This is a genomic window from Sedimentitalea sediminis (assembly GCF_042687825.1).
Lineage (GTDB): Bacteria > Pseudomonadota > Alphaproteobacteria > Rhodobacterales > Rhodobacteraceae > Sedimentitalea.
The window spans coordinates 85893-106330 of sequence record NZ_JBHUQE010000011.1 but is presented as its reverse complement, the minus strand read 5'-3'; the positions used below and the strand labels follow the sequence as shown (position 1 = coordinate 106330).

General features: G+C 63.0%; 23 protein-coding genes. 8 read left to right on the top strand and 15 right to left on the bottom strand.

Annotated features, from left to right (window positions below; translation table 11 throughout):
• The first annotated feature begins 49 nt into the window (after nucleotides 1–49).
• The 3 genes from ACFMPD_RS11135 to ACFMPD_RS11125 all read left to right on the top strand — a co-directional run bounded on the left by ACFMPD_RS11135 (nucleotide 50) and on the right by ACFMPD_RS11125 (nucleotide 3140).
• Nucleotides 50–1636 (top strand): long-chain-fatty-acid--CoA ligase, encoded by a 1587-nt coding sequence (locus tag ACFMPD_RS11135; protein WP_380994096.1) that lies wholly within the window; start codon nucleotides 50–52, stop codon nucleotides 1634–1636.
• A gap of 37 nt (nucleotides 1637–1673) precedes the next feature.
• On the top strand, nucleotides 1674–2480 hold the full coding sequence (dmdD, locus tag ACFMPD_RS11130) for a methylthioacryloyl-CoA hydratase (RefSeq protein WP_380994095.1): 807 nt from the start codon (nucleotides 1674–1676) through the stop codon (nucleotides 2478–2480).
• A 90-nt stretch (nucleotides 2481–2570) separates the two neighbouring features.
• Nucleotides 2571–3140 (top strand): peroxidase-related enzyme, encoded by a 570-nt coding sequence (locus tag ACFMPD_RS11125; RefSeq protein ID WP_380994093.1) that lies wholly within the window; start codon nucleotides 2571–2573, stop codon nucleotides 3138–3140.
• A gap of 35 nt (nucleotides 3141–3175) precedes the next feature.
• Here the strand turns inward: ACFMPD_RS11125 and ACFMPD_RS11120 are convergent, their stop codons facing one another.
• The gene (locus ACFMPD_RS11120) at nucleotides 3176–3988 is read right to left on the bottom strand and encodes a DUF6473 family protein (RefSeq protein ID WP_380994092.1); all 813 of its coding nucleotides are present in this window, start codon (nucleotides 3986–3988) and stop codon (nucleotides 3176–3178) included.
• Between the two features lie 164 nt (nucleotides 3989–4152).
• Here ACFMPD_RS11120 and ACFMPD_RS11115 point away from each other — a divergent pair, with 164 nt between their 5' ends.
• The gene (locus ACFMPD_RS11115; RefSeq protein ID WP_380994090.1) at nucleotides 4153–5028 is read left to right on the top strand and encodes a 3-hydroxybutyryl-CoA dehydrogenase; all 876 of its coding nucleotides are present in this window, start codon (nucleotides 4153–4155) and stop codon (nucleotides 5026–5028) included.
• Between the two features lie 65 nt (nucleotides 5029–5093).
• Here ACFMPD_RS11115 and ACFMPD_RS11110 read toward each other — a convergent pair whose 3' ends face one another.
• Genes ACFMPD_RS11110 through ACFMPD_RS11080 form a run of 7 tightly spaced genes read right to left on the bottom strand, consistent with a single transcriptional unit; the run spans nucleotide 5094 to nucleotide 10499 of the window.
• Entirely contained in the window at nucleotides 5094–5993 is a 900-nt protein-coding gene (locus tag ACFMPD_RS11110) for a lysophospholipid acyltransferase family protein (RefSeq protein ID WP_380994088.1), read from the bottom strand.
• Between the two features lie 35 nt (nucleotides 5994–6028).
• Nucleotides 6029–6298, bottom strand: a complete 270-nt coding sequence (locus tag ACFMPD_RS11105) for an HPr family phosphocarrier protein (protein ID WP_380994086.1) — start codon at nucleotides 6296–6298, stop codon at nucleotides 6029–6031.
• A 15-nt stretch (nucleotides 6299–6313) separates the two neighbouring features.
• Complete coding sequence (locus ACFMPD_RS11100) at nucleotides 6314–6706, bottom strand: PTS sugar transporter subunit IIA (protein WP_380994084.1); 393 nt, start codon at nucleotides 6704–6706, stop codon at nucleotides 6314–6316.
• Nucleotides 6703–7596, bottom strand: a complete 894-nt coding sequence (gene rapZ, locus ACFMPD_RS11095) for an RNase adapter RapZ (RefSeq protein ID WP_380994082.1) — start codon at nucleotides 7594–7596, stop codon at nucleotides 6703–6705. Before rapZ ends, ACFMPD_RS11100 begins: the two co-directional genes overlap by 4 nt.
• Nucleotides 7593–8045, bottom strand: a complete 453-nt coding sequence (locus ACFMPD_RS11090; protein ID WP_380994080.1) for an HPr kinase/phosphorylase — start codon at nucleotides 8043–8045, stop codon at nucleotides 7593–7595. Before ACFMPD_RS11090 ends, rapZ begins: the two co-directional genes overlap by 4 nt.
• 4 nt (nucleotides 8046–8049) lie before the next feature.
• Complete coding sequence (locus ACFMPD_RS11085) at nucleotides 8050–9789, bottom strand: sensor N-terminal transmembrane domain-containing protein (RefSeq protein WP_380994078.1); 1740 nt, start codon at nucleotides 9787–9789, stop codon at nucleotides 8050–8052.
• A gap of 8 nt (nucleotides 9790–9797) precedes the next feature.
• A complete protein-coding gene (locus ACFMPD_RS11080) occupies nucleotides 9798–10499 on the bottom strand; it encodes a response regulator transcription factor (RefSeq protein WP_380994076.1) in 702 nt (233 codons plus the stop codon).
• Nucleotides 10500–10841: 342 nt separating this feature from the next.
• Here ACFMPD_RS11080 and ACFMPD_RS11075 point away from each other — a divergent pair, with 342 nt between their 5' ends.
• The gene (locus ACFMPD_RS11075; protein ID WP_380994075.1) at nucleotides 10842–12440 is read left to right on the top strand and encodes a phosphoenolpyruvate carboxykinase; all 1599 of its coding nucleotides are present in this window, start codon (nucleotides 10842–10844) and stop codon (nucleotides 12438–12440) included.
• Between the two features lie 153 nt (nucleotides 12441–12593).
• Here ACFMPD_RS11075 and ACFMPD_RS11070 read toward each other — a convergent pair whose 3' ends face one another.
• Nucleotides 12594–13373, bottom strand: coding sequence for a sulfite exporter TauE/SafE family protein (locus ACFMPD_RS11070; RefSeq protein ID WP_380994074.1), 780 nt, complete (start codon nucleotides 13371–13373; stop codon nucleotides 12594–12596).
• A gap of 147 nt (nucleotides 13374–13520) precedes the next feature.
• Between ACFMPD_RS11070 and ACFMPD_RS11065 the strand changes: the two genes are divergently transcribed.
• Together ACFMPD_RS11065 and ACFMPD_RS11060 are read left to right on the top strand one after the other, a co-directional pair.
• Entirely contained in the window at nucleotides 13521–15218 is a 1698-nt protein-coding gene (locus ACFMPD_RS11065; RefSeq protein WP_380994072.1) for an acyl-CoA dehydrogenase family protein, read from the top strand.
• Nucleotides 15197–15811 carry an META domain-containing protein gene (locus tag ACFMPD_RS11060; RefSeq protein WP_380994114.1) on the top strand — a complete coding sequence of 205 codons (615 nt, stop codon included), beginning with the start codon at nucleotides 15197–15199 and terminating at the stop codon, nucleotides 15809–15811. Before ACFMPD_RS11065 ends, ACFMPD_RS11060 begins: the two co-directional genes overlap by 22 nt.
• Here the strand turns inward: ACFMPD_RS11060 and recO are convergent.
• The gene (gene recO / locus ACFMPD_RS11055; protein WP_380994112.1) at nucleotides 15783–16508 is read right to left on the bottom strand and encodes a DNA repair protein RecO; all 726 of its coding nucleotides are present in this window, start codon (nucleotides 16506–16508) and stop codon (nucleotides 15783–15785) included. The genes ACFMPD_RS11060 and recO overlap by 29 nt on opposite strands.
• A 114-nt stretch (nucleotides 16509–16622) precedes the next feature.
• On the opposite strand from recO, the gene ACFMPD_RS11050 reads away from it, so the two are divergent.
• Nucleotides 16623–17117 carry a hypothetical protein gene (locus ACFMPD_RS11050; RefSeq protein ID WP_380994070.1) on the top strand — a complete coding sequence of 165 codons (495 nt, stop codon included), beginning with the start codon at nucleotides 16623–16625 and terminating at the stop codon, nucleotides 17115–17117.
• Here ACFMPD_RS11050 and ACFMPD_RS11045 read toward each other — a convergent pair.
• The 5 genes from ACFMPD_RS11045 to acpS are packed head-to-tail and all read right to left on the bottom strand — an operon-like array spanning nucleotide 17114 to nucleotide 20399.
• Nucleotides 17114–17446 (bottom strand): DUF1491 family protein, encoded by a 333-nt coding sequence (locus tag ACFMPD_RS11045; protein WP_380994068.1) that lies wholly within the window; start codon nucleotides 17444–17446, stop codon nucleotides 17114–17116. The genes ACFMPD_RS11050 and ACFMPD_RS11045 overlap by 4 nt on opposite strands.
• Nucleotides 17447–17504: 58 nt before the next feature.
• Nucleotides 17505–18407 carry a GTPase Era gene (gene era / locus ACFMPD_RS11040; RefSeq protein WP_380994067.1) on the bottom strand — a complete coding sequence of 301 codons (903 nt, stop codon included), beginning with the start codon at nucleotides 18405–18407 and terminating at the stop codon, nucleotides 17505–17507.
• Complete coding sequence (rnc, locus tag ACFMPD_RS11035) at nucleotides 18404–19090, bottom strand: ribonuclease III (RefSeq protein ID WP_380994065.1); 687 nt, start codon at nucleotides 19088–19090, stop codon at nucleotides 18404–18406. Before rnc ends, era begins: the two co-directional genes overlap by 4 nt.
• Complete coding sequence (gene lepB, locus ACFMPD_RS11030; RefSeq protein ID WP_380994064.1) at nucleotides 19087–19923, bottom strand: signal peptidase I; 837 nt, start codon at nucleotides 19921–19923, stop codon at nucleotides 19087–19089. Before lepB ends, rnc begins: the two co-directional genes overlap by 4 nt.
• A 56-nt stretch (nucleotides 19924–19979) precedes the next feature.
• The gene (gene acpS, locus ACFMPD_RS11025) at nucleotides 19980–20399 is read right to left on the bottom strand and encodes a holo-ACP synthase (protein WP_380994063.1); all 420 of its coding nucleotides are present in this window, start codon (nucleotides 20397–20399) and stop codon (nucleotides 19980–19982) included.
• Nucleotides 20400–20438 lie beyond the last annotated feature (39 nt).

The following is a 20438-nucleotide window of genomic DNA, read 5'->3' as shown; positions in this document are numbered from 1 at the left end:
TAGAGCGCCCAGACCGGCCGCGACCCGGCAAACACGGAAAGGATTACCGATGCACCTTATGGGAAACATGATGCAGGTGCCGCTGCTGATCTCGTCGATCCTGACACATGCGGCGCGCACCAGCCCTGAACAGCGGATCATCGAGGCCACTGGCAACGGCACGTTGAGCGAGATGACATATGCGCAGTTCGAAGAACGGGTAAAGCGGCTGGCCACCGGCCTGCGCGCCAATGGCGTTCAGCCGGGCGCGCGGGTCGGTACGCTGGCCTGGAACACCACGCGTCATCTGGAACTGTATTACGCGGTGTCCGGGATCGGATCGGTCTGCCACACGATCAACCCGCGCCTGCACCTGGATCAGATCGCCTATATCATCAACCACGCCCAGGACGATCTGCTGTTCTTTGATCCGGATTTCGCCGAAACCGTCGCGGCGCTGCAGCCCCTGTGCCCGGACGTGCGGCATTGGGTGGCCCTGACCGGGGACGCAACCGATACCTTGCAGGCGTATGACGCCTGGCTGCACGCCGTACCGGACGATTTCGCCTGGCCCCTGCTGGACGAGAACACCGCCAGCGGCCTCTGCTACACCTCCGGCACGACGGGCCACCCCAAGGGCGCCCTGTATTCGCATCGCTCGACAGTGTTGCACGCGTTGTCCAGCTGTCACCCCGATGCGCTGTCGATGTCCTGTTCGGACCGGGTGATGCCGGTGGTTCCGATGTTCCATGTCAACGCCTGGGGCCTGCCCTATTCGGCCCTGTTGTCCGGCGCGGCCATCGTTCTGCCCGGCGCCGACCTCAGCGGCAAGGCGCTGCATGCGCTGTGCGAGGCGGCCGGCGTCACCCTGTCGGCGGGGGTTCCCACGGTCTGGCAGGGTCTGATCGACCACATCGCGAAATCCGGTCTGCCCCTCAGCACCCTGCGCGAAATCATGATCGGCGGCGTCGCCTGCCCGGCCGCAATGATCCGCGCCTTTCAGCAGATGGGGGTCGAGGTCCGTCACGCCTGGGGGATGACCGAGGTCTCGCCGCTGGGCACGGTCTGCCGGCTGATGCCGCATCACGCGACACTGGACGAAGCCGCGCAGCTGGACATTCTGTCCACCCAGGGCCGCCCGTTATTCGGTGCCGACTTTGCGCTGACCCAGGACACTGGCGAGGTCCTGCCCCATGACGGCCAAAGCTCGGGCCATCTGATGATCCGCGGCCCCTGGGTGATCGAACGCTATTTCCGCGCCGAAGACAGTGCCGCACCGGACGGCTGGTTCGACACCGGCGATGTCGCCACGATCGACGCGAATGGCTATTTGCAGATCCGCGACCGCTCGAAAGATGTCATCAAGTCCGGCGGCGAATGGATTTCGTCGATCGAACTGGAAAACATCGCGCTGGAACACCCGGCGATCGCCCAGGCGGCCTGTATCGCCGAACCCAGCGAGAAATGGGGCGAACGGCCGCTGCTGGCCCTGCTCGCCCGGCCCGGCAGCACTGTGACCGCAGAAGACGTGCTTGCGCTCTATTCCGGTCGCATCGCGCGTTGGGCGATCCCGGACCGCGCCGTGTTTGTCGACGAGATGCCGATGACGGCGACCGGCAAGATTAAAAAGGCCGCTCTGCGCGAGATGTGCCTGTAACCCGAACCCCTGTCCCTATTCCCGAAAGGTCAAACCGATGCCCCTAGATCTCGATATCTCCCGTTTCACCAACCTGGCCATCGATCCGCAAGATGATGGCGTCTGGGTGGTGACCTTGAACCGCCCCCAGAAACGCAATGCCCTGGATGCCGCCACGATCGAAGAATTGGTCGATTTCTTTTCCAATGCCGCGCGGGCGGATGTGAAAGCGGTCGTGCTGGCCGGGGCGGGAGAACATTTCTGCGCCGGCTTGGATCTGGTCGAACATCACGACGAAGACCGCAGCCCGGCGGATTTCATGCATGTCTGCCTGCGCTGGCACGAGGCGTTCAACAAGATGGAATATGGCGGGGTGCCGGTGATTGCGGCGCTCAAGGGCGCCGTGGTTGGCGGCGGTCTGGAACTGGCCAGCGCCGCGCATGTGCGCGTCATGGATCAAACCACCTATTTCGCCCTGCCCGAAGGTCAGCGCGGTCTGTTCACCGGTGGCGGCGCAACGATCCGGGTGGCCGATCTGGTCGGCAAGGCGCGGATGATCGACATGATGCTGACCGGAAGGGTTCACCAGGGTCAGGAGGCCGTCGACATGGGCATGGCCCAATACCTGACCGACGGGTCCAGCTTTGACAAGGCGATGGAGCTGGCACGGCGCGCGGCCGCCAACCTGCCATTGACGAACTTCGCGATCTGCTCGGCGATCAGCCACATGCAGAACATGTCGGCGCTGGATGCCGCCTATGCGGAATCCGTGGTCGCCGGCGTGGTCAATACCCAGCCCGCCGCACGCGCACGACTGGCGGCCTTTGCCGACAAAACCGCGGCCCGCGTCCGCCCCAACAGCTGACCAAGCCCCGATGACGGACCCCGTCCCGGGGTCCACCCCCCCGGCCTGACGCCCTTTGGCGCACCGGCCAGACATTTCGGAGACCAAGACATGACCAGCCCTGCCATCAGCCGCTTTCCCGTGCCCTCGCTGGAGGAGATGCCCGATGACATCCGCGAAACCATTCTGACGGTTCAGGAAAAATCCGGTTTCATTCCCAACGTGTTTCTGACTCTTGCGCATCGTCCGGACGAGTTTCGCGCTTTCGTGGCCTATCATGACGCCCTGATGGAAAAGCCCGGCAATCTGACAAAGGCCGAACGTGAAATGATCGTCGTGGCCACCAGCAACTTGAACCAATGCCAATATTGCGTGGTTGCCCATGGCGCCATTCTGCGCGTCCGGGCAAAGGATCCTCTGGTTGCCGATCAGGTCGCCGTCAATTACCGCAAGGCGGACATCACCGACCGTCAAAAGGCGATGCTGGAATTCGCCGTCAAGGTTTCGGACCAGGCCTATGCGGTTGGCGAGGCCGATTTCGAGAGGCTGCGATCCCACGGTTTCAATGAAGAGGACGCCTGGGACATCGCCGCGATCTCGGCCTTTTTCGGGTTGTCCAACCGCATGGCGAATGTCACCAGCATGCGCCCGAACGACGAGTTCTTTACCCTCGGGCGCTGAGACGCGCGGGCAGCTCCGACAGGTTGCGCCCGGGCCTACATGGCCCGGGACAGCGCCTGACCGAGCTGTCGCGCGATTTCGGAATGGGTAACCGGACCGATGGCCTGTTCGGCCGCCGGCGCCTGCAGCGGTCCGAAATGCATGTGCGGCGTCTCGCCGGCCGGACCGGCCAGCGTCACCGGAATTTCCAGAATGCCGTCCGCATCGGGTTCGAGCTGCGCCAGCATATCGCGCGTCACCATCCAGGGGTCTGCGCCCAACGGCCCCTTGGCGTTGCGATATCGCAGCCACAACAACAGGGTCTTTTGCCCGGTCTTGCGCAACAACAGACGCATGCGCGCCACCCAGATCGACTGCAACTCGCGGCGCACCGCCGCAAAACGCTCTGCGGACAGAGCGTGCAGCGTGATCAGCATGTGCTTGTTGAAATGAAAGTCGGTGAAATCGACCTCGGGATAGATCGCGCTGAGCATCGGCGTGGCGGCCAGAAACCGGTCATTGCGCCGCGGATGCACCCGGTAGTACCGGTTCGTCAAATTCTGCGCGCCCATCACCTGCACCACCGTTACCTCGGCCCCGGCAGAGATCTCCATCAGATCGTCGTCATTGAGAAAGGCATCGACCCCGGCATTCGCGCAGCCCAGATTGATGCAAGGCAGGTCCAGCGCGGATTCGATCAACGCCGGAAACGGCCGGTCGATGAACCGGCCATACGTATCGCTGCTGCCCAAAATCGCCACATATGGCTGTTCCAGGGATCTGCGCGGTCCGCGGACCGGCAATCTGGAGGCGCCATAACGACATGGCGCTTCGTCAAGCGCACCTGCGCCTGGTACTTCAAAACTCATCTTACCCACCAAAAATTTCAGTTCACCCGCAACCAGATTTGATCGACAAACGTTGCGATTCGGCTAACTGGATCATTTGCCGCAAACTGTTGTGGTTTCTGCCTCTTGTCCCCGCCTGCCCGCGACCGATATGGTCGCCTCGACGCAAGACGAAAGGCGGGGACATGAGCATTCAGACTATCGGCGTGATCGGTGCGGGACAGATGGGCAACGGCATTGCCCATGTCATGGCTCTGGCGGAATATAACGTGCTGTTGAACGACATCAGCCAGGATGCTCTGGATGCCGCCCTGGCGGGGATCGAGGGCAACATGGCGCGCCAGGTCGCGCGCGGCAAGATCACCGAGGCCGCGGCAAAAGCCGCGATGTCGCGGATCGACACGACTCTGACCCTGCCCGATCTGGGGGCCATGGATCTGGTCATCGAGGCCGCCACCGAGCGCGAAAGCGTCAAACAGGCGATTTTCGAAGACCTGCAGCCGCATCTGCAGCCGCACACGATTCTGACCTCGAACACCTCGTCGATCTCGATCACCCGGCTGGCCAGCAGGACGGATCGGCCGGAACGCTTCATGGGATTCCATTTCATGAACCCGGTGCCGGTGATGCAACTGGTGGAACTGATCCGCGGGATCGCGACCGACCAGCCCACCTATGACGCCTGCCGCGAGGTCGTGGACCGCCTGGGCAAGACGGCCGCCAGCGCCGAGGATTTCCCCGGGTTCATCGTCAACCGCATCCTGATGCCGATGATCAACGAGGCGGTCTATACGCTGTACGAGGGCGTCGGCAACGTGCAGTCCATCGACCAGTCGATGAAGCTGGGCGCCAACCATCCGATGGGTCCGCTGGAACTGGCAGACTTTATAGGTCTGGACACCTGCCTGGCGATCATGAACGTGCTGCATGACGGGCTGGCGGATACCAAATACCGCCCCTGTCCGCTGCTGACCAAGTATGTCGAGGCCGGCTGGCTGGGCCGCAAGGCTCAGCGCGGTTTCTATGACTATCGCGGCGAAGTGCCGGTTCCGACCCGCTAAACACCAGGCACCGCCAGACAGGCCCCAATTCGGCGGCAACCGCGATCCGGTGCTGCCCGTTCTGTCTATCTTTTAGCGGAACGCCCCAGATTCAGCGTGTGCTGTCGCAACCACGCCATGAACCCGCGCGGGTCGGTTTCCAGCAGCGCCATGTCCGCCTCGCTGATCGGCGCGCCGATGATCGGCGCCTGCGGCTTGTTGCATGAGCGGACGATTTCATGCAGCAACAACCCTTGCCGCAGGACCGGAGAAATCCGGTTTGCGATTTGATAGGCGCGGGAATTGCGCCCGGGAAAATAGATCGGCACGACTGTGGCACCCGAGCGCCGGATCAGCTTGGCGGTAAAGACGTTCCATTCCCGCTCGATGGCCGGTCCGAACCAGCTGTCCGACGACATCACGACACCAGAGGGAAACAATGCCACGACACCGCCCTGTTTCAGATGCGCCATGGTCTTGGCGCGCATCTCGACCATCTTGCTCTGTGCCTCGGGATCGTGCGGAAACGGCACCGGGATCATGAAGGATGTCGCCGCTTCGTCCAGGCCCGTCAGAACCGAGCGTGTCAGAATTCTGTAATCCTGGCGGACGCGCCCGATCAGATCGGCAAAGATCATCCCGTCGACCATCCCGTGCGGATGGTTGGCCACCACGATCACCGGTCCGTCCGCGGGGATATGCGCAAGCTGTTCAGCCGGGGTTTTCAACTGAATACCCATGACATTCAGCGCGCCGCGCCAGAACTTCTGTCCGCGATACTGTTCGTTGGTTTTCTCAAACCGGCTGACCATTCGCAGAATCGTGATCTTTCCGGTGCACCATTCGATGGCGCGGATGGCCAGCGAGGTCCAGCGATCGTCAAAAGAATTGGCATAGGTCAGTGTGCGGCGGTCATAGATCTCGCCTTGCGGCGATTCGCCGTCCGGCACGGCGGCCGGTGTGCTGTCTTGTGCGGACTCCGCCACTATCCCATCCCGTCCTTCGCGCAGCCGGCGGGTGGTCAGTACCCCTCGCCGAATTTATCCGCGACCAGCGCTTCGATCGCTACCGCCAATGCGTCGGCATCCGGCCCCGAGGTATGAACGTCGATCGTCATCCCCTTGGATGCCGCCAGCATCAGAAGACCCATAATACTGTCCCCCGATGCTGACAAGCCATCGCGCGATACCTCGGCGCGCGCGTCGAACCCTTCGACGACCTCGACCAGCTTGGCCGAGGCTCGCGCGTGCAGGCCTTTTTCGTTGATGATCTTCAAACTGCGCTCGGTCATGTTGGCAAAAGGCTCTTATTGAATGCTTATGTTCTGCGTGTTTATGTATTTCCGGCCGGCTTCCATTGCCGCACGCACGGCATCCGCAACCGGCATCTGGCGGCATTTTGCCAACTTGATCAGCATCGGCAGATTTGCCCCATAGAGGATCCGCCGATTGTCCGGTGTGCAGGCCCGCAAGCTCAGGTTCGAGGGGGAACCGCCGAACAGATCGGTCACCACAACAACGCCATCTCCGGCATCCACCGCATCCGCGGCCTCGCAGATCTCGATCTGCTTCTCGTCCCGGTCGTGCTCTGCTTCGATCGCCACAGCCAGCATACCCGGCTGTACCCCGACGACATGTTCGATCGCGGCCAGGTATTCCCTGGCCAAACCGCCATGTGCCACGATCACGATTCCGATCAACTGGGCCTCTCATTCGCTTGGCGACCGTTCAGTTCGCGGTGCCTAATTGACACTTGCTGCCCCGCCTCTGCAAGGGCCTTGGCCAGGGTTTCTGCCAGAACCACGGACCGGTGTTGCCCACCGGTGCAGCCAAAGGCGATGGACAGGTGCGACTTGCCCTCTTCGACATAGGCGGGCAACAGCATTTGCGTCAGATCCAGCACACGGTCGAAAAACGAGTCGAACCGATCGTCAGCACGCACATGGGCCACAACTCGCGGGTCCCGCCCATCCAGCATCCGCAGCGGCGGATGCCAATAGGGATTGCGGAGAAAGCGGCAGTCGAACACCATGTCGATACCGCGTGGCAGCCCGCGCTTGTAGGAAAACGATTGGACTGACACCGCCAGCCGACCACCGGCGCCGGTCAGAAACCGCCGCTCGATCTCGGCGCGCAACTGGTGAACGTTCAGTTCGGACGTGTCGATCAGGGCATCGGCGATGTCGCGGATCGGGGTCATCAGATCGAGTTCTCTGGCGACGCCGATCTCTGGCGATTCCGCCGGTGCCAGCGGGTGCCGGCGCCGGGTTTCCGAGAAGCGCCGCAGCAGGATGTCGCTCTGGCAATCGAGATACAGCACCGACAGGTCCGTGGCCGAGCGTCGCGCCAGTTGCTCGATCAGATCGAGCAGAGCAGCGGTCGAGAAATCACGGTTTCGCGTGTCCACTCCCAAGGCAAGAGGGCGGTGCGGCCCGGGTCCGTCCAACAATCGCGGCATCAGGTGCAAGGGCAGATTGTCAATCGCCTCGAACCCCAGATCCTCCAGCACCTTGATCGACGTCGAACGGCCAGCTCCCGACGGACCTGTGACCAGGACCACCCGGATCGTGTCGCTGTCGTTCTGGCTCATTCGCTCTCGTACCTTCCCGATTTGAGAAACTGCATCAACGCCGGCGCGAAATGCACGCCATCGACACGATGCAACAGGGCCATCGGCTGCCCCAGCAAGGGAATCGTGCGCTTGTCGGGATATCTTGTCGTTTCCGAGTTTGCCATATCCACCACCACGGTCACCGGCACCCGGCCGACCGTGTCGCAGGTCAGCAAACCGATTCCGCGCGCCTCAACCAGGCCCCGGATGGGCGCCGGCGCGGACGCGATCACCGTGTTGTTCACCCGCTCCAGCGCTACCCGGTCGTCGGCAACCAGACTGGCCCCGTATGCCATTAGGGACAGGGCGAGGGTCGACTTGCCGCTGCCCGAAGGTCCGATGATCAGTGCACCGCGATCGGCGACGGCGACACAGCTGGCGTGCAGTATTTCATGCGGTGTTTCGCGCGGGCCGAAACCGTCGGTCACGGGATCAGACCGGCAGGCCCACGACGAATCGCGCGCCCAGCGGAGCCGAGGTGAAATCCGCCGAGGTCGGCCGGATGTTTTCGGCCCAGATGACGCCGCCATGCGCCTCGACGATCTGCTTTGAAATCGCCAGTCCCAGCCCCGAATTGTTGCCGAAATGTTCGTCCGGGCGCTGGGAATAGAATCGCCTGAAAACCTTGGTCAGAGCCTGCTCTGGAATGCCGGGTCCGGTATCCTCGACCACCACCAGCACGCGGTTCTGTCGCTTGCGCGCCCAGACACGCACGGCATCGCCTTCTTCGCAAAAGGAAATGGCATTGCTGATCAGATTCACAAAGACTTGCGCCAGACGCGCTTCAAGGCCCTGTATCATGATCGGTGTCTTGGGCAGGTCGGTAATGTACTCGATCCCTTTCGCGCGCGAATCCTCGCCCAGATACTGGTTCAGATTGGTGACCATTTTCAACAGGTCAAAGGTCTCTTCTTCTTCTTTCACCAATTCCGCATCCAGCCGCGAGGCATTCGAGATGTCACTGACCAGCCGATCCAGCCGGCGCACATCATGTTCGATCACGTTCAAGAGTTTGACGCGTTTGTCTTCGGCCTGAATCATGCGCAACGTGCCCACCGCCGATTGCAGGCTGGCCAGAGGGTTCTTGATCTCGTGTGCAACGTCGGCCGCGAATTGTTCGTTGCTTTCGATCCGGCTGTAGAGCGCGGACACCATGCCGCGCAGCGCGAGGGACAGGCGCCCGATCTCGTCCGGACGTCCGGACAGGTCCGGAATGCGGATGCGCCCCGGCTGGGTATTGCGGGAATTGCGGTCGCGTCCCAATTCGGCGGCTGCGGCAAGATCGGACAACGGCGTGGCAATGGTTGAAGCCAAAACCAGGCTGAGGCCGATCGAAACAAGTGTCGCAACGACGAACATCTGCAGCACGCGCTCGCGCTCACCCCGCACCAGCGCGTCGATCTCGCCCGAAGGACTGGCGACGCCGACAATGCCGACCGGAATGCCGTTCCACAGAATCGGTGTCGCGGCCGAGATCACCGCTCCGCCCGACGTGTCCAGCCCGGTTCGGACCTGGGTGCCCTTGGCGATGGTGGCCGGGATCAGCTTGCGCATCTGATCCTCTATCGTCGCCGAGCCCCGCGCGTCACTGGCATGAAACACAGCCAGAATGCCATTCCACAACGCAGCCATGCCATCACTGATCAGCGTCGGCCCAAGTTCCTTCGGAGCCAGCGCCGTCAACGCCTCGCTCTGATTGTCAACGCGGGTGCGACCGACCAGGACATGGCTGCGATCGAAGACGAATACCTCTATACCGTTACGCAGGCTCAAGAGTTCCAGAATCGCGGAAACATTGGCCCCGTCGGCCCATTGCGAAGCCGGACCCGATGCCGGCAGGCGCGCCTCGAACACGTTCGCGACCAGTTCGGCATCCCCCACCAGCGCGCTGGCGCGCTGCTGCACCAAACTTTCGCGGGTGTTGTTCAGATAGAGAATGCCGGCCACCAGGACGTTCAGCGCGATCAGGTTGAAGATGATGATCTTGTGCGCCAGCGGCGAGGCTTTCAGCGTGAAATAGGCACGCCAGGCAGGTTTGGGCCGGGCCGTGGTCTCGGCCGACTCTGCGACAGATCGAGACGCATCGGACCCTGTATCCGTCACAACGGGCTTTTCGGTTTCCTGGTGTGGCGGTGTCGTGAAACGCCCGAATGCCCTGGCGGCGATATTCATAGCCCGATCTATTCTTCGTTGTAACGATATCCGATCCCGTACAATGTCTCGATCGCCGAAAAACCGTCATCCGCGCTGCGCATCTTCTTGCGCAGCCGCTTGATGTGGCTGTCGATGGTCCGGTCGTCGACATAGACCTGATCGTCATAGGCGACATCCATCAACTGATCGCGGCTTTTGACAAAGCCGGGCCGCTGGGCCAGGGCCTGCAGCAGCAGAAATTCTGTCACCGTCAGCGACACGTCCCGGCCCTTCCAGCTGACCGCATGACGCAGCGGGTCCATGCGCAGATGCCCGCGCTCCATCACTTTTGCTTCGCCGCCCGCCCCTTCGGCATCGCCTGCGACGGCGTCCTGCCGACGCAGCAGCGCCCGAATCCGTTCGACAAGCAGCCGCTGCGAAAACGGTTTCTTGACATAGTCATCAGCCCCCATGCGCAGGCCGAGAACCTCGTCGATTTCATCATCCTTAGAGGTCAGGAAGATCACCGGCATCTGCGTCTTGTGGCGCAGGCGCTGCAACAGGTCCATCCCGTCCATGCGCGGCATCTTGATGTCCAGAACCGCCATGTCCGGCATTTTCTTGTTGAACGCGTCCAGCGCGGCCTGTCCGTCGTTATAGGTCTCGACCTCGAACCCCTCGGCCTCGAGTGTCATCGACACCGATGTCAGGATATTCCGGTCATCATCGACCAATGCGATCTTTGACATCTGATATGCCCCTATTCTGCCCGGCACCCAGGCCGCTTTCACCATTCGCCATCGTTTGCCGCATCGGTTCCGTGCCCGCATGCGAATCACCCGGATGGGTTTGGCCAGTCTGGGCAAACAATCGTTAGGAATGACTGAATTGCGCCTCAAAGCTCGTCCGGATCGCCGATCTGTGAAATCGTGGTTGCGCTAAAGATGGCCGTGGTTGCGCTAACTGCGCCAAACCGCCCTGTTCAGTTCTCAAGGCCGCGTGTTAAAGCCTGCGCCATGGCGCGCTGACCGCCGTGCCCGGCAGGGTACCCGAATTCGAAAAGACCGCGCCGACACAGGAGAAACGACCTCATGACAGCTGGACGGGTAAACCCGAAATTTCGCCTCGAAGATCAGGGCATCGAAGGGGTGGAAAATGTTCACTACAACCTATTGGAACCCGCAATCATAGAGGCGGCCCTGAAATTGGGCGAAGGTGCGTTGGGCCTGGGCGGGTCATTCATGGTGGAAACCGGCAAGTTCACCGGCCGCTCGCCCAAAGACAAACATGTCGTCCGGTCCGCAACCACCCAGGATACGATCTGGTGGGACAACAACGCGGCAATGGAACCGGATGCTTTTGACCGGCTCTATGATGACATGATCGCCCATATGAAGGGCAAGGAATATTTCGTTCAGGACATGTTCGTCGGTGCCGACCCGATCTATCGGCTGAACGTGCGCCTGGTGACCGAACTGGCCTGGCACAGCCTTTTCATCCGCAACATGTTCCGCCGTCCGGATCGCGACGAGTTGGACACGTTCACCGCCGAATACACGGTGATCAACTGCCCCAGCTTCAAGGCCGACCCGGAACGTCACGGATGCCGCAGCGACACCGTCATCGCGATGAACTTCGATCGCAAGCTGATCCTGGTGGCCAACACCGAATATGCCGGCGAAAACAAGAAATCTATCTTTTCGCTGATGAACTACATGCTGCCGGACAAAGGCGTCATGCCGATGCACTGCTCGGCCAACCACGCCCCCGGCAACGCGGTGGATTCGGCGATCTTCTTTGGTTTGTCGGGCACCGGCAAGACCACGCTTTCGGCGGATCCCGACCGCATCCTGCTGGGGGACGACGAACATGGCTGGTCCGATCGCGGCGTCTTCAACTTTGAGGGCGGCTGTTACGCCAAGACCATCAATCTGAGCCCCGAAGCCGAGCCGGAAATCTATGCCACCACCAGCAAGTTCGGCACCGTGATCGAGAACATGGTGTATGACGAAGAGACCCGTATTCCGGATTTCGAGGATGACAGCCTGACAGCCAACATGCGCTGTGCCTATCCGCTGCACTATATCTCGAATGCTTCGGATACCGGCACCGGTGGGCATCCCAAGAACATCATCATGCTGACCTGCGACGCGTTTGGCGTGTTGCCGCCGATCGCGCGGCTGACCCCGGCCCAGGCAATGTATCATTTCCTGTCCGGCTTTACCTCGAAAATGGCCGGCACCGAGCGGGGCGTCACCGAGGCCCAGCCGACCTTCTCGACCTGTTTCGGCGCGCCGTTCATGCCACGCCGTCCCGAGGTCTATGGCAACCTGCTGCGCGAAAAGATCGCCCAGCACGGCGCCACCTGCTGGCTGGTCAACACCGGCTGGACCGGCGGGTCCTACGGCGTTGGCAGCCGCATGCCGATCAAGGCCACCCGCGCACTGCTCAGCGCCGCTCTGGACGGATCGCTGGCCGAGGCCGAGTTCCGCAAGGACGCCAATTTCGGCTTTGAAGTCCCGGTCAGCGTGCCGGGCGTGGCCGAAGTGCTGCTGGACCCGCGCCGCACCTGGGACGATCCAGAGGCCTATGACCGGCAGGCGGCCAAGCTGGTGGACATGTTCGCCGGCAATTTCGAGCAGTACCTGCCCTATATCGACGAGGACGTGAAAGCCGCCGCCATCGGCTGACGCGCCCCGTCAATTCAAAACACGAAAAGCGCCCTGCGGGGCGCTTTTTTGTTCCCCATCCGCGCGGGTGGTACCCGATTCCGGGACGGGACTGCCGATCGTTGCATGCCGGCGCGGTCCGCACGCGGGGGAATGTCCGAAAGATGCCCGCGCTCAGCCGAACAGGCCGCGCCGGGTCAGATTCAGACCGGCGATCAGCAACACGAACAGCGTGGCCCTGCGAAAGGTGTTTTGCTCGATCCGGTCCTGAAACCACCCACCCAGCCACATGCCCAGCACCGCCGGCGCGATCAGCGTGACCGAAAAGGGCAATGTCTCGGCCCGCAACACCCCCGACCCCAGATGCGCCGCGAACAGGGCGACGGCCCCCAGCCCATAGATCACGCCCTGCACCCGCATCTGTTCGCCCTTGGGGGTGTTCAGGGCGGTCAGATAGGCCACGGTTGGCGGTCCCCAGATGCCCGACATGCCACCGATAAACCCGGCGACCGCTCCGATCAGCGCCTCGATGCGCCGGTTCGCGCCGTTCAGGGAAAACTTGAGTCCGCCCAATTGAAACAGCGAAAAGGCCACGATCGGCAGACCGATCATCAGAAGCAGGGCGGATTGCGGCAGCACCCGGACCAATTGGGCGCTGGCCAGCAGAAACACCAGACCGACGCCCAGAAAAACGCCGAACCGGCGGATTGACTGCAGTGCGGCGCGCGGCCCCTGCCGCAGCGCCTGAATGCCATTGGCGACCAGGGTCGGCAGGATCAATCCGGCCAGAGCGATCTCGGGCGCCAGGAACATCCCCAGCCCCGAAACCACGATCATCGGCAGCGCGAACCCGACCAGCCCCTTGACCAACCCGGCAAGGCAGGTGATGGCCAAAGCCAGCGAAAATTCGCCCCAACTCAGGCCGGGCGTCAGAAAACTGAGGATTTCGGTCATTTCAGCGCCATATCACCCCTTGAGGATGCCGCATTGCAGTAACTTGTCACGCAACTTTTGATCCTCTTCGACGTTTCCAGCGTATTTTTGTTGCGCTGCACCTGCGAAATGACTAGGACCGACCACGGGAAGAACAGGACTTGATTCATGGCACATGACGGACGGGATCTGCAAATGACAACTCGGGAAAACGGGGCGGTGATCCTGCCCGATCTACTGGCATTGACCGGCGCGGCGATCGCCCCGGTTCAGGGTGTTCTGGACATCGCGCGCGCACGGCTGCGCGACATGGTCACCCAGGATGGCCGCGTCTCCGGCGCTCTGATCGAGGCGAATCAGACTGCGGCACACGGGCTGGCCTGGCTGGCCACCTATGTCGAAAGCCTGCAACAGATGCAGGGCTGGGCCGAACGGCTGACCGCAGACGGAAAATTCGGCGAGACCGAGCAGCTGATCCTGCAGATCGCCTTTGGCGAATATCTGCACCAGATCGCCGGCGGTATCCCGATGAACCAGGGCGAAATCCTGCGTTTGCAGGAAATGGGCCTCGGGTGGGACGCCCTGTCGGGCTTTCAATGCGCCGAGGTGCAGACCCTGATGAGCGCGGGCAACACCCAGGCCGCCCGCACCCGCCTGGTCGAGCTGATGCAGGAACATTCCGCCAATATCATGGTCGGGGCCTCGGGGTTGGACGACGAGCTCGAGATGATCCGCGAACAGTTTCGCCGCTATGCGGTGGAAAAGGTCGAACCCTTTGCCCATGACTGGCATCTCAAGGACGAGCTGATCCCGATCGAGGTGATCGAGGAACTGGCCGAAATGGGCGTCTTTGGCCTGACCATCCCCGAGGAATATGGCGGGTTCGGTCTGTCCAAGGCGTCGATGTGCGTGGTGTCCGAGGAATTGTCGCGCGGCTATATCGGTGTCGGCAGCCTGGGCACCCGCAGCGAGATCGCCGCCGAACTGATCCTGTGTGGTGGCACCGACGCGCAAAAGGCGAAATGGCTGCCGCGCATCGCCAGCGCCGAAACCTTGCCGACGGCGGTCTTCACCGAACCCAATACCGGCTCGGACCTGGGCAGCCTGCGCACCCGTGCGGTCAAGGATGGCGACGATTATCGCGTCACCGGCAACAAGACCTGGATCACCCATGCCGCGCGCACCCATGTGATGACGCTGTTGGCGCGCACCGATCCCGCCACCACCGACCATCGCGGGCTCAGCATGTTTCTGGCCGAGAAAACCCCCGGTACGGTCGACGATCCCTTTCCCACCCCCGGCATGACCGGCGGCGAGATCGAGGTTCTGGGCTATCGCGGCATGAAGGAATACGAGCTCGGCTTTGACGATTTCCACGTCAAGGGCGAGAACCTGTTGGGTGGCGAAGAAGGGCGCGGCTTCAAGCAGTTGATGGAAACCTTTGAATCCGCCCGCATCCAGACCGCGGCCCGCGCCATCGGCGTGGCGCAGTCGGCGCTGGATATCTCGATGCAATACGCGCAGGACCGCAAACAATTCGGCAAATCGCTGATCGAATTCCCGCGCGTCTCGGGCAAGTTGGCGATGATGGCGGTCGAACTGATGATCGCCCGCCAGCTGACCTATTTCAGCGCCCGGGAAAAGGACGAAGGCCGGCGCTGCGATCTCGAAGCCGGCATGGCCAAGCTGCTGGGCGCCCGCGTCGCCTGGGCAGCGGCCGACAACGGGTTGCAGATCCATGGCGGCAATGGCTTTGCCATGGAATACAAGATCTCGCGGGTTCTGTGCGACGCCCGAATCCTGAACATCTTTGAAGGTGCTGCGGAAATCCAGGCCCAGGTCATATCGCGCCGCCTGCTGGGCTGACGCGTACCGGTGCCGGGGTCCGGGGCGGCGAACCGTCCTCGCATCGGACAACCCGGCACCTCTTCCTTGCGCGCCATCCGGGCGCGCCCCGGACCGAGCAGAGAGACCTATGTGATGCCACCGGCCGTTCTGCCTGCCCGTGCCCCGGTTCGGGTCAACCGGGTCCGATCGCGACGGCATGGGCCATTGCGCTGGCCCTGATTGCGCTGACCCTGACAGCGGGTCTGGCCGGTTGCGCCACGAATGAAACCCTGTCGCGCTATGCCGGCACCGGAACATATTGGCGGTTGACCGAGTTCCAGGGACGCCCTGCCCGGTTGCACGCCACGCTGGGCTTTCCCGCCGCCGGTCAGATCGCCGGACACACGCCGTGCCACCGCTATCGGGCGTCGATCCGTGCGCCCTATCCCTGGTTCCAGATCGGACCGCCGGCCGTTGCCCCGATGCCCTGCACCGATGTCATCCCCGCTACCCGCTATCTGGACGCATTGAGCGCCATGACAGAGGCCGAGGTCAGCGGTTCGGTGCTGGTCCTGCGCGAGGCCTCCGGGCGCGAGATGGTCTTTACAGCCGCCGGCGGAACGCCTGGATGAACCGGGCGCGCGCTTCGGGGACAGGCTTGTTTCCCAGCGCCGGTGCCAGACGGTTCTCGATGAAATAACCGGTCGTGCCCAGCGCCTGCGCCACCTCGGAATCCGGGGCTGGCCCCACCCCGCGCAGAACCGGCGGTAGAGGCAGCATGCGGTTCGCCCAGTCACCGGCCCCGTCGCGCGACACGGCCCGTCCCGATTTCGGCGAGACATAGATCAGATCGTCGGTCGACCCGGTCGCGGCGCAATTCCGCAGGTCCAGACCAAAGCCCAACTCGTCCAGCAGCGCCAGTTCCCAGTTCAGATAGGCCAGCGGCCAGATATCGTTCTGCCCCAACAGATCCAGCAATTGTTCACTGCGCTGATAGAGCGCGTCATGCGGCTCGCGGTCCGGCAGGCCAAAGGTCAAAAGCGCGGTCACCGCGTTCAGCCCGGCCAGCGCCAGCCGATCCGACATGGCCGCAGCGGCCCGGCTGCGGATCGGCTCGACCTGATAGGCGCCGATATGGTTCTCCAACCGCGCCCGCCATAACAGGTCGAGCTGCGCGCCGGGTTGCAGGATCGGCGCGATCCTGCGGCTGGCACCGCCCCGTACGACACCGGCATGGCGGCCATGCGCCCGGGTGAAAACGTCGATGATCGCCGCGGTCTCGCCGTGGCGCCGCATCGTCAGCAATATGCCCTGGTCACGCCATTCCATGACCTCATAGTCCATGCCGCGCGGGCGAAGGCAAGGCGCCGCCCGATTGCCGCCACGCGATCGCCGCAATTGTATGGTAGGCATCCGGGGCCGCAAACCCAAGGAGGTCGCACCATGCTGCGCTGCATCCTGACCCTTGCACTGACCTGTGTGCCGACATTGGCCGGCGCCGCCGATCTGGCCCCGATCCGTTCGGATTTCGATACCGGATACGATATCCGTGCGCCCCGGATCGGCATCGTCATGGCCCGGCACCGGGCCGCGGTCTTTGCCGAGGGGCGTGAATCCGAACCACTGATGAACCCCAGCTATGGCCGGCGCGTGCCCGCCGACGCCCGTCTGCGCGCGGCGCTGGCCGACAGCCTGGCCAACCTGCTGCAAGCCCCCCAGCAAGCGCGTTACCGCAATGTCCGGATGATGACCAGCGCAAGCGAGGCGCTGATCGTGGCCTGCGGCACGGTGCAGGAGGCCGACGGGATTGATCCGGCCAAACCCTTTGTCGCCCTGTTCACCAACCCCCATGCCGATGCCGTCGTGCAATCTGTCGGCTATGCCGGCGGCGACTGGATTGCCCAGGCCTGTGGCGCGATGGGCATCGACGGACCCTAATCCGACAATCCCGGCTCCTGCAGCAGGTGACGGCCCTGCCGATCCTCGACCTCGATGACCCACAGATCCGGGTCAAAGCCGCGCTGCCGGGCAATCGCCGCGTCCACCTCGGTCTCGTCGCCGCTGGCCAGATCCACCCAGCGCCGGTTGCCGGTCATCAGGTCGAACGAGCGCTGATAGGCCGTCGCCTGCCCGTCCAGCGTGTTCAGCTTGACCAGAACCGCGCCGGCGGAATCGTCGCCATGCGCCACGACAAAGGCGGGAATCTCCATCAGCCGCAGCCGCGCCAGATAGGCCTGCACCCAGAACTCTGCCGTCAGACGGCTCATGCCACGCCCCCGTGGATAACGGGACGCGCCTGCTGGCGTTGAAAAAAGCGATGTCCGATCATGCGCCGTCTTTGAAATCCAGCCCCATCTCGGAATAGCGCTCGGCCTCGTCCAGCCAGTTCGGACGCACCTTGACCTGCAGGAACAGATGGACCTTGCGCCCAAGGAATTCGCACAGCTCTTCGCGCGCCGCTTTCGACACGGCCTTGATGGTTTCGCCCTTATGACCCAGCACGATCCCCTTGTGCCCGTCGCGCACCACATAGATCACCTGATCGATCCGGGCCGAGCCGTCCTTGCGCTCCTGCCAGGTCTCGGTTTCCACCGTCATCTGATAGGGCAATTCCTGATGCAACCGCAAGGTCAGCTTTTCCCGGGTCATCTCGGCGGCGATCATGCGCATCGGCAGATCGGCGATCTGGTCTTCGGGATACAGCCACGGCCCCTCGGGCACCTCGCCCGCCAGCCATTCCCGCAAGGCCTGCACCCCATGGCCTTTTTCGGCGGAGATCATGAACGTCTCGGCAAAGCCATAGCGATCGTTCATGTCCTTGGTCAGCGCCAACAGCGCTTCGGATTGCACCCTGTCGATCTTGTTGATCGCCAGCGCCACCTTGCGTCCCTGCCCGATATCAGCAAGACCTTCCAGTATCCGCTCGACGCCTTCGGTGACACCGCGATGTGCCTCGATCAGCAACACCACCACGTCGGCATCCGCCGCCCCCCCCCAGGCCGCCGCCACCATGGCACGGTCCAGCCGCCGGCGCGGCTGGAACAGGCCCGGCGTGTCGACAAAGACGATCTGCGACGGCCCCTGCATCGCCACACCGCGAATGCGCGCGCGGGTGGTCTGCACCTTGTGCGTGACAATCGACACCTTGGCGCCGACCATCCTGTTCAACAGGGTCGACTTGCCCGCGTTGGGCTCTCCGATCAGGGCGACGAATCCGGCGCGCGTCATGTGTTCTGCTCCAGTTTCTGCAGCAATGCGGTTGCTGCGCCTTGTTCCGCCTGGCGTTTCGAGCCGGCCGTGGCGCAGGCCTCCTGGCCACTCTGCAGACGCGCGACAATGGTAAAGACCGGCGCGTGGTCCGGGCCACTGCGGTCGATCTCGAGATAGGTCGGCGGCGTCTGGCCGCGGGCCTGCGCCCATTCTTGCAGCGCGGTCTTGGCGTCGCGCGCGTCTGCCTCGACACGGTCGACGCGATCGCCCCACAGGCGCAGGATCATCGCGCCCGCCGCCTCGAGCCCGGCATCCTTGTAAACGGCGGCGATCACCGCTTCCATGGCATCGCCCAGCAGCGCCTGTTTGCGCCGCCCGCCCGACAGCATTTCCGAGCGACCCAGCTTGAGCACCGCGCCAAGGTCGATGTCGCGGGCGACATCGGCACAGGTTTCCTTGCGCACCAGCGCGTTGAACCGGGGCGCCAACTGGCCCTCGGTCGCAGTCTTGTCATGTTCCAGCAGGGCATTGGCCATCACCAGCCCCAGCACCCGGTCACCCAGAAATTCCAGCCGCTGGTTATGGGCCCGGGTCGGCGACGAGATCGAGCCATGGGTCAGCGCCCGCAGTAACAGCTCGGGCCGGGAAAACTCGTGGCCGATCCGGCGTTGAAACGCCTGCAATTCGGCCGACAACTTCACCGCACCGCCTTGAAGAACCGATCACCGCGCCAAGTCCAGAAGAACAGCATCGAACGGCCCGCTGAACTGAACATGACCCGATCGGCACGCCCGATCAGGTTTTCATACGGCACGAACCCGACCCCGCCGGCCGATTGCGGCAGGCGGCTGTCGCTGGAATTGTCGCGGTTGTCGCCCATAAAGAAGTAATACCCCTCGGGCACAGAATAGATGCCGGTATTGTCCATGCCCTGCATGCCGATATCCAGGATCGTGTGTTGCGTGCCTTCGGGAAAGGTTTCCACCATACGGGTCTTTTCGCAGTCCGCACCGTTGCCGACCGGGCCGTTGGAACAGCGTGGGCGGGTGCCCTGCGGCCCCTGCGCCTCGTAGGTCTCGGTGAACACGCCGTCCGCTTTCAATCCCACGGGTTGACCGTTGATGGACAGCACCCCGGCGCGCACCTGAATTCGGTCGCCCGGCAGCCCAACCAGCCGTTTGATGAAATCGCGCCCCGAGACCGGGTGACGGAACACCACGACGTCGCCCCGTTCCGGTTCCGAGCCGAACAGGCGGCCATTGTTCTTTCGGAAGACGCCGCAGATATCCTCGGCGTCGATATTGATGCCGACACCGGGCAGGATCACGCTGGGGCACGAGGCGTAGGAATAGCCATAGGCCATCTTGTTCACAAAGAGGAAATCCCCGATCAACAACGTCTCTTTCATCGAACCCGAGGGAATCCAGAAGGGCTGAAAGAACAGCGTGCGGAATACGCCTGCGATCAAGAGCGCATAGACGATGGTCTTGACCGTTTCCAGAACGGCGCTTCCTTTTTTGGCTTGCTCGGCCATTCGGGTCTCCGGGGTATCTTGAGTTGGGCGCTACATGCGGGGCGCTCGGGCCAGTGTCAAGGCGCGGCGACCGTGTTGCCCAGCGGGCGTGCCTCGATCACGACAAAGGCCTGCGCCCAGGGGTGATCGTCGGTCAGCGTGACATGGATGATCGCCTCGTGCCCGGGCGGAGTCATCTGCGCCAGCCGGTCGGCGGCCCAGCCGGTGACCTGCATGACCGGCTGCCCGGTGCGCAGATTGCTGACGGCCATGTCCTTCCAGGCAATGCCCATGCGCAACCCCGTGCCCAGCGCCTTGGAACAGGCCTCTTTCGCGGCCCAGCGCTTGGCATAGGTGCCGGCGGTGTCGCGCCGGCGTTCGGCCTTGCGTTGCTCGACCTCGGTAAAGACCCGGTTGCGGAATCGGTCGCCGAACCGGTCCAGCGTGGCCTGTATGCGGTCGATGTTCGCCAGATCGGTGCCGATGCCCAATATCATCGGAGCGGCCCCGTCAGTTGGCATTGCCTGGTGTCAAGT

Bases quoted from the DNA above. Each gene is read 5' to 3' on its own strand.
- ACFMPD_RS11135 (WP_380994096.1), top strand. From the start codon at position 50: ATGCACCTTATGGGAAACATGATGCAGGTGCCGCTGCTGATCTCGTCG.
- dmdD (WP_380994095.1), top strand. From the start codon at position 1,674: ATGCCCCTAGATCTCGATATCTCCCGTTTCACCAACCTGGCCATCGAT.
- ACFMPD_RS11125 (WP_380994093.1), top strand. From the start codon at position 2,571: ATGACCAGCCCTGCCATCAGCCGCTTTCCCGTGCCCTCGCTGGAGGAG.
- ACFMPD_RS11120 (WP_380994092.1), bottom strand. From the start codon at position 3,988: ATGAGTTTTGAAGTACCAGGCGCAGGTGCGCTTGACGAAGCGCCATGT.
- ACFMPD_RS11115 (WP_380994090.1), top strand. From the start codon at position 4,153: ATGAGCATTCAGACTATCGGCGTGATCGGTGCGGGACAGATGGGCAAC.
- ACFMPD_RS11105 (WP_380994086.1), bottom strand. From the start codon at position 6,298: ATGACCGAGCGCAGTTTGAAGATCATCAACGAAAAAGGCCTGCACGCG.
- rapZ (WP_380994082.1), bottom strand. From the start codon at position 7,596: ATGAGCCAGAACGACAGCGACACGATCCGGGTGGTCCTGGTCACAGGT.
- ACFMPD_RS11085 (WP_380994078.1), bottom strand. From the start codon at position 9,789: ATGAATATCGCCGCCAGGGCATTCGGGCGTTTCACGACACCGCCACAC.
- ACFMPD_RS11080 (WP_380994076.1), bottom strand. From the start codon at position 10,499: ATGTCAAAGATCGCATTGGTCGATGATGACCGGAATATCCTGACATCG.
- ACFMPD_RS11075 (WP_380994075.1), top strand. From the start codon at position 10,842: ATGACAGCTGGACGGGTAAACCCGAAATTTCGCCTCGAAGATCAGGGC.
- ACFMPD_RS11070 (WP_380994074.1), bottom strand. From the start codon at position 13,373: ATGACCGAAATCCTCAGTTTTCTGACGCCCGGCCTGAGTTGGGGCGAA.
- ACFMPD_RS11065 (WP_380994072.1), top strand. From the start codon at position 13,521: ATGGCACATGACGGACGGGATCTGCAAATGACAACTCGGGAAAACGGG.
- recO (WP_380994112.1), bottom strand. From the start codon at position 16,508: ATGGAATGGCGTGACCAGGGCATATTGCTGACGATGCGGCGCCACGGC.
- ACFMPD_RS11050 (WP_380994070.1), top strand. From the start codon at position 16,623: ATGCTGCGCTGCATCCTGACCCTTGCACTGACCTGTGTGCCGACATTG.
- ACFMPD_RS11045 (WP_380994068.1), bottom strand. From the start codon at position 17,446: ATGAGCCGTCTGACGGCAGAGTTCTGGGTGCAGGCCTATCTGGCGCGG.
- era (WP_380994067.1), bottom strand. From the start codon at position 18,407: ATGACGCGCGCCGGATTCGTCGCCCTGATCGGAGAGCCCAACGCGGGC.
- lepB (WP_380994064.1), bottom strand. From the start codon at position 19,923: ATGGCCGAGCAAGCCAAAAAAGGAAGCGCCGTTCTGGAAACGGTCAAG.
- acpS (WP_380994063.1), bottom strand. From the start codon at position 20,399: ATGATATTGGGCATCGGCACCGATCTGGCGAACATCGACCGCATACAG.